The sequence below is a fragment of the uncultured Subdoligranulum sp. genome (genome assembly GCF_937890665.1).
The window spans coordinates 1-7246 of record NZ_CALADU010000139.1 but is presented as its reverse complement, the minus strand read 5'-3'; the positions used below and the strand labels follow the sequence as shown (position 1 = coordinate 7246).

The following is a 7246-nucleotide window of genomic DNA, read 5'->3' as shown; positions in this document are numbered from 1 at the left end:
AGATCTTCCGCCATGAAGCGCATGAAGTTCATCACATATTCGGGTTTGCCCTTGAACCGCTTGCGCAGTTCAGGGTTTTGGGTGCAGATACCCATGGGGCAGGTGTCCAGATTGCAGACACGCATCATCACGCAGCCCATGGCCACCAGCGGTCCGGTGCCAAAGCCAAATTCCTCGGCACCCAGCAGCGCGGCGATGGCTACATCACGACCGCTCATCAGCTTGCTGTCTGCCTCGATGCGAACCCGGCTGCGCAAGCCGTTCATAATCAGGCACTGGTGTGCTTCCGCAATGCCCAACTCCCACGGCAGACCCGCGTTGTGGATAGAATTGCGGGGGGCTGCACCGGTACCACCGTCAAAGCCGGAGATCAAGATGACCTCGGCACCGGCTTTGGCCACGCCGGCGGCGATGGTGCCGACACCGGCTTCACTGACCAGCTTGACGTTGATGGCGGCTTTGCGGTTGGCGCATTTCAGATCATAGATCAGCTGGGCCAGATCCTCGATGGAGTAAACGTCGTGGTGCGGCGGGGGAGAGATCAACCCTACACCAGTGGTGGAGTTCCGGGTCTTAGCAACCCAAGGATACACCTTGGCGCCGGGCAACTGGCCGCCCTCGCCGGGCTTGGCGCCCTGTGCCATCTTGATCTGGATCTCACTGGCCGAAACGAGGTACTTGCTGGTGACACCGAAACGGGCAGAAGCTACCTGTTTGATGGCGGAATTGCGCTCGGTGCCATAGCGGTCCTCGGCCTCGCCGCCTTCACCGGTATTGGATTTGCCACCCAGACGGTTCATGGCGACGGCCATACATTCGTGGGCTTCCTCAGAAAGCGCACCATAGCTCATGGCTGCGGTTTTGAAGCGTTTGACGATGGATTCCACGCTTTCCACTTCGTCCAGCGGCACGCCCTGTTCAGGATAGTTGAACTCCAACAGGCTGCGCAGATGCATCTCATCGTCGCCGGTGTGGGAGATGGCGTCGGTGTACTGCTTGAAGGTATCGTAGTTGCCGGTCCAGCAGGCCTGTTGCAGCAGATGGATGGTCTGCGGGTTGTACAGATGCTGCTCGGCAGCGGGGCCGCTGCGGAACTTATGAGCACCCAAGCTGGGCAGCTCGCGGTTGATGTCCAGTCCCAGCGGGTCGAAGGCCTCCTGATGACGTGCCTCCAAATCGTCCTGAATGTCGTGGATGGTAATACCACCCACCCGAGAGATGGTATTCGTGAAGTACTTATCTACCACTTCCTTGCTCAGACCCAACGCCTCGAAGATCTGGCTGCCTGCATAAGATTGGATGGTGGAAATGCCCATCTTGGACGCGATTTTTACAATACCGGCCAGTACAGCTTTGTTATAGTCCTGTACAGCAGCATAGTAGTCTTTGTCCAGCAGGCCTTCATCAATCAAGTTGCCGATGGTCTGCTGCGCCAGATAGGGATTGATGGCGCTGGCGCCGTACCCCAACAGCGTGGCAAAGTCATGGACAAGGCGCGGCTCGCCGCTTTCCAGAATCAGCGCCATGGCGGTGCGCTTGCGGGTGCGGACCAGATATTTGCTGACGGCGCCCACAGCCAGCAGGCTGGGAATCGCCACATGGTATTCATCGATCTCCCGGTCAGAGAGAATCAGGATGTTGGCGCCGTCCCGGTAGGCACGGTCCACATCTACAAAAAGGCGCTCGATGGCCTTTTCCAGATCGGTGTTTTTGTAGTAGCAGATGGACAGGGTCTCCACCTTGAACCCGGGAACATTCATCGACTTGATTTTCAAGAGGTCGGTTTCGGTCAGGATGGGATTATCAATCTTCAGGACCTTGCAGTTATCGGCCTGCTCTTCCAGCAAATTGCCCTGCGCGCCCACATAGACGGTGGTGGAGGTGACAACCTTCTCGCGCAAAGCGTCGATGGGCGGGTTGGTGACCTGCGCAAACATCTGTTTGAAATATTCAAACAAAAGCGGGCGCGTGTGGCTCAGCACGGCCAGCGGGGTATCGCTGCCCATGGCGCCGGCCGGCTCTCCGCCATTCTTCGCCATAGGTAAAATAATGGTGGAAACATCTTCGTAACGATACCCGAAGGCCTTTTGCAGCTGTACCAACTGTTCCTTGTTGTAGGTGGTGGCCCGTTTGTTGGGGACTTTCAGCGAGGACAGGCTGACCAAATTGCGGTCCAGCCATTCACCGTAGGGCTGGCGATTGGCGTAGTCGTTTTTCAGCTTTTCATCGTCCACCAACTCACCCTTCAGGGTGTCAACCAACAGCATCTTGCCGGGGCGCAGGCGGTCCTTGCGCACAATTTCGTCGGCGGGAATATCCAGTACACCCACCTCGCTGGAAAGGATCAGCCGTCCGTCTTTGGTGATGTAGTAGCGGCTGGGACGCAGGCCGTTGCGGTCCAGCACGGCACCCATTACGTCGCCGTCGCTGAACAAAATGCTGGCCGGGCCGTCCCACGGCTCCAACATGGTGGCGTAGTACTGATAGAAGTCCCGCTTCTTGGTGTCCATGGCCTGATTGTTGCTCCACGGTTCGGGGATGGTGACCATCACAGCCAACGGCAGGTCCATGCCATTCATGACCATGAATTCCAAGGTATTATCCAGCATGGCCGAGTCGGAACCGCCCTGATTTACAATGGGCAAGACTTTGGTCATGTCATCTTTCAAGTAGTTGGAGCCGATGGTTTCTTCGCGGGCCAGCATGGTATCTGCGTTGCCGCGGATGGTGTTGATCTCGCCGTTGTGCAGGATGAACCGGTTGGGATGGGCGCGGTTCCAGCTAGGCGCTGTGTTGGTAGAAAAACGGCTGTGCACCATACCGATGGCCGATTCGTAGTCGGTATCCTGCAAATCGAGATAGAACAGGCGCAGCTCCTTTACAAGGAACATACCTTTGTATACAATGGTGCGGCTGGACAGGCTGCAAACATAGGTGTCAGGGCTGGACTGCTCAAACACCCGGCGCGCTACATACAGGCGGCGGTCAAAAGCAATACCGGGCTCCAAACGGGCGGGTTTGCCCACGAACCCCTGCCAGATGCTGGGCATGCAGTCCCGAGCCTTATGGCCCAGAACTTCGGGGCAAATCGGCACTTCACGCCAGCCTAAGAAGGGCAGCCCTTCTTTTTTGCACACGATTTCGAAGAGCTTTTTGGCCTGATTGCGGCGCAGTTCTTCCTGCGGGAAAAAGAACATGCCGATGCCGTATTCCCGCTCGTTGCCCAGTTCGATCCCCAACTGTGCGGCGGCTTTCTGGAAGAACTTGTCGCTGATCTGCGTCAAGATACCCACGCCGTCGCCGGTCTTGCCTTCGGCGTCTTTGCCGGCGCGGTGCTCTAGATGCTCTACAATCTGCAGAGCATCCTCAATGGTTTTATGGGTTTTGCGGCCTTTGATGTCGACCACGGCGCCAATGCCACAGTTGTCGTGTTCAAAGCGCGGGTCATACAAGCCGGCAGGGGCTTTGCGTTCGGTAAAATTCTCCATGCTTCGTGTTCGCTCCTTCCCAAGATAGTACCGCCGAGCGGTAACAAAAAAGACGTCCCCGCAAGGATACACTGATCCTTTGTGGGAACGTCTTTGTTCTTGTGTGTTACTATACCATAGGTTTTCTGCTTTTACAAGAGGGAAACGAAAGATTGTAAAGAAATTAATGCAAAAAACCAAATAAATATGACTTCGAAAAGAAAATACTTTCTTTTATTTTGCGGTGGACGTTTCACGCTCGTTCTGGGCGCGCAATTCTTTTAGAATGGCGGCCAGCAGTTCCTCCTGCGTGGGCCCTTTCGGTGCAGCGGGGGTCTTGGCGACCTTGGGGCGGCCCAAAGCCATCAGGCGGTTCATGGCTTTTACAAGGCAGAACAATACAAACGCCATCAGGATGAAATTGATAACCGCAGAGAGAAAGGAACCCACATAAATGCAGTTGTCACCAAAAAGAGGGATCACCACATTGCTGAAATCGGTGGAGAAGGCGATGCCCAAAATAGGGTTGAGAATGTCATTGGTCAGCGAAGTGACAATCCCTTGGAAGGAGGCGCCGATGATTACGCCAACGGCCATATCCATGACATTGCCCTTCAAGGCAAAATCCTTTAATTCCTGAAAAAATTTCTTCATATGTATCATCCTTTCTTTTTGGGGAACGGTGGTCCCCAGCACCAGAGAAAATAAAAATTCCGGCGCAGGAATTACCCTGCGTCGGAAGTAAAGCGTGGGTTTAGGCCTGTTCTTTCAGCAACTTGGCAACGGTGTTGGCGGCGCCGTTCAGATAATCACCGGCAAACATCTCGATCATACCGGCATCGGCTTCTTTGGAAAGTTCGGGATCGATGGGCATTTTGGCCAACACAGGCAGTTGGTACTTGCCGGCAATCTCATCGACGTGGCTGTCGCCAAACACGGCAATGTGCTTGCCGCAATCCGGGCAGATGGCGTAACTCATGTTTTCCACAAGGCCCAAAATCGGCACATTCATCATCTTGGCCATCTGGACGGCTTTGCCGACGATCATCCCCACCAGTTCCTGCGGGCTGGACACGATAATGATACCATCCACCGGCAGGGTCTGGAACACCGTCAGGGGCACATCACCGGTTCCCGGAGGCATATCCACAAATAAAAAGTCTACATCCCATACGACTTCCTGCCAGAACTGTTTGACGGCACCGGCAATTACGGGACCACGCCAGACAACAGGAGCTTCGGGGTCCTCCAACAGCAGGTTGATGCTCATGATCTCCACGCCCGTACGGCTGGCAATGGGGTTGATGGTTTCGCCGTCGCCGGTAGCGGGACCATGTACGCCAAACAGACGGGGAATGGACGGACCGGTAATATCGGCATCCAGAACGCCGGCCTTGTAACCAAGGCGATGCATCGAAACGGCCAGCATGGCGCTGGTCATACTCTTGCCCACGCCGCCCTTACCGGATACAACGCCGATCACCTTGCGGATTCGGCTTCTGGGGTGCGGGGGCTCGTGCTGCGGGGCACGGTGATCACAATTCGCACTACAAGTGCTGCAATCGTGGGTACATTCTTCACTCATGATGTTTTGCTCCTTACCATAAAAATGCGCTCAGGCAACGTATAGTATACCAAAAGTGCCGCCATATTGCAAGGCTCGCAGGGGGGGTCACAGTGCCTCCACAATGCCGCGCACCAACTGCTGGAATACAGCGCCGCGTTGGTTCGCAATTTCAATGACCTCATCGCCGGACAGTCGCTTGCCAGCCATTCCGGCGGCCATATTGGTGATTAGGCTCAGGCCCAGTACCGGCAATCCACAGTGGCTGGCGGCAATGGCTTCGGGGACCGTACTCATGCCCACGGCATCGGCTCCCAGCGTGCGGAAGGCACGGATCTCGGCAGGGGTTTCGAAGCTGGGACCCATATAGCCGAGATAAACGCCCTTTTGCAGCACCAGATTGTGCGCGGCTGCGACCTGCAGGGCAACCTGTTGGAGTTCGGGTGTGTAGACGTGGGTCATATCACAGAAGCGCGGACCGATGCTGTCATCGTTGGCGCCGCGCAGGGGATTGGCGCCCATAAAGTTGATGTGGTCGGTGATGAGCATGAAATCTCCCACGTTGAAATCCCAATTTACCCCGCCTGCCGCGTTGGTTAAAATGAGGGCACGGCAGCCCAGCGCTTTGAATACACGCACCGGCAAAGCGATGGCAGACATATCGTGGCCTTCGTAATAGTGAAAGCGCCCCTGCATGCACAGAACCTTTTTGCCGCCCAATCGACCGGCGACAAACTGGCCGGCGTGTCCGGGGGCAGTGGAAAGGGGAAAGCCCGGTACATCCCGATAGGGAATCACCACGGCGTCTTCGATTTGTTCGGCAAGTCCTCCTAGGCCGGAACCTAAAACCAGCGCCAGTTCGGGGGTGAAGGGCAGGTGTGCGCGCAGATATGCAGCAGCGGAATCGACTTCTTTCATACAGAACCTCCTGATGTGTGGTTGTGCCCATTGTACCACCGGAACGTTCGGTGCGCAAGGAATAAAGCAGGTGGGCGGCACATAGGCATACAAAAGGAAGAGAGGGGGCCGGCTGTATGACAAGGCGCAAGGTGTACCTGCATAATGCGATGCTGCTCACAGCGTCAGGGTTTATACTGCGCATGTTGGGCATGGGATTCCGGGTAGTCCTCTCGGCATATCTGGGCGGTGAGGGGATGGGGCTGTACCAGTTGATCTTGTCGCTGTACATGGTGTTTGTCTCGCTGGCCACAGCGGGAATCAATGTGGCAGCCACCCGGCTAGCGGCCCAAAGCTTGGCCCGCGGGCAGGGGATGGGGGCTACGCTGCGCGGTTTGTGTGCAACGGCGCTGGCTTTTGGCACGGCAGCCATGCTGGCTCAGACGGTGTTGGCCGGGCCGGCGTCACGGTTTTTGCTGCACGATGCTCGTGCGGAGGCTGCCTTGCGTGTGCTGGCTCCGAGCCTGCCCTTCATGGCGGTGGCAGGGGCTTTGCGAGGGTGTTTTTTGGCGGCTCGGCGGGTGACCCCCAATGTGATGGCACAGTTGATCGAACAATTTGTTCGCATGGGCGTGGCAGTGGCAGGTCTGCGGGTTATGGCACAATGGGGGGCCGGCTATGGCTGCGCTGCGGTGGTGTTGGGCAATACCGTGTCGGAAGGGGGATCCTGTGGACTGATGCTGCTATTTGCTGCACGCACGCAGGAGTTTCGGCGGCAACGGCAGGAACCCCTGCATCCTTATACGCAACGGGAACTCTACGAAATAATCTTACCGGTGACTGGCAGCCGCCTGTTGGGCAGCGGATTGCAGGCGGTGGAAAGCAGTTTGATTCCGCTGACACTGTCCCTGTATACCGGCAGCCGCGCAGTGGCGATGACCCAATATGGCAATTTGAAAGGCATGGCGCTGCCGCTGTTGTTTTTTCCATTCTCGGTGTTGTCGGCGCTGTCGGGATTACTGATGCCGGAAATCACCCGCGCACACACCCGAGGAAACGCCTCGGAGACCCGACGCCTGATTAGGTGGATGCTTACTCTGACAGGGGCCTTTTCGTTGGCGGCAGGCATAGGGTTTGTGATGGCGGGACCGCAGTTGGCACAGCTTGTCTACCGTGATGCGGAGGTGGGACGCTATGTACAAATTCTGGGGTTTGTGGCCCCATTTATGTATTTGGAAAGCATGGTGGACGGTGTCCTTAAGGGACTGGGGGAGCAGTTGGCTACGTTCCGGTATTCTCTGTTTGATTCGGTGTTTCG

At 56.4% G+C, this 7246-nt stretch carries 5 protein-coding genes; 1 reads left to right on the top strand and 4 read right to left on the bottom strand.

Annotation, left to right across the window (positions count from 1 at the left end; all coding sequences use genetic code 11):
• The 4 genes from gltB to Q0526_RS08180 all read right to left on the bottom strand — a co-directional run.
• The coding region (gene gltB, locus Q0526_RS08195) for a glutamate synthase large subunit (protein WP_298732389.1) at window positions 1-3488 on the bottom strand (3488 nt) is incomplete at its 3' end.
• Between the two features lie 213 nt (window positions 3489-3701).
• Window positions 3702-4121, bottom strand: a complete 420-nt coding sequence (gene mscL / locus Q0526_RS08190) for a large conductance mechanosensitive channel protein MscL (protein WP_298732387.1) — start codon at window positions 4119-4121, stop codon at window positions 3702-3704.
• A 100-nt stretch (window positions 4122-4221) separates the two neighbouring features.
• The gene (locus Q0526_RS08185) at window positions 4222-5052 is read right to left on the bottom strand and encodes an Mrp/NBP35 family ATP-binding protein (protein WP_298732385.1); all 831 of its coding nucleotides are present in this window, start codon (window positions 5050-5052) and stop codon (window positions 4222-4224) included.
• A gap of 87 nt (window positions 5053-5139) precedes the next feature.
• Window positions 5140-5949: a purine-nucleoside phosphorylase gene (locus Q0526_RS08180; protein ID WP_298732383.1), complete on the bottom strand. Its 810-nt coding sequence runs from the start codon at window positions 5947-5949 to the stop codon at window positions 5140-5142.
• A 116-nt stretch (window positions 5950-6065) separates the two neighbouring features.
• On the opposite strand from Q0526_RS08180, the gene Q0526_RS08175 reads away from it, so the two are divergent.
• Window positions 6066-7246, top strand: a 1181-nt coding sequence (locus Q0526_RS08175) for an oligosaccharide flippase family protein (protein WP_298732381.1), incomplete at its 3' end; no start/stop codon positions are given.

Coding starts and splice junctions, on each gene's coding strand:
- mscL (WP_298732387.1), bottom strand. CDS start 4,121: ATGAAGAAATTTTTTCAGGAATTAAAGGATTTTGCCTTGAAGGGCAAT.
- Q0526_RS08185 (WP_298732385.1), bottom strand. CDS start 5,052: ATGAGTGAAGAATGTACCCACGATTGCAGCACTTGTAGTGCGAATTGT.
- Q0526_RS08180 (WP_298732383.1), bottom strand. CDS start 5,949: ATGAAAGAAGTCGATTCCGCTGCTGCATATCTGCGCGCACACCTGCCC.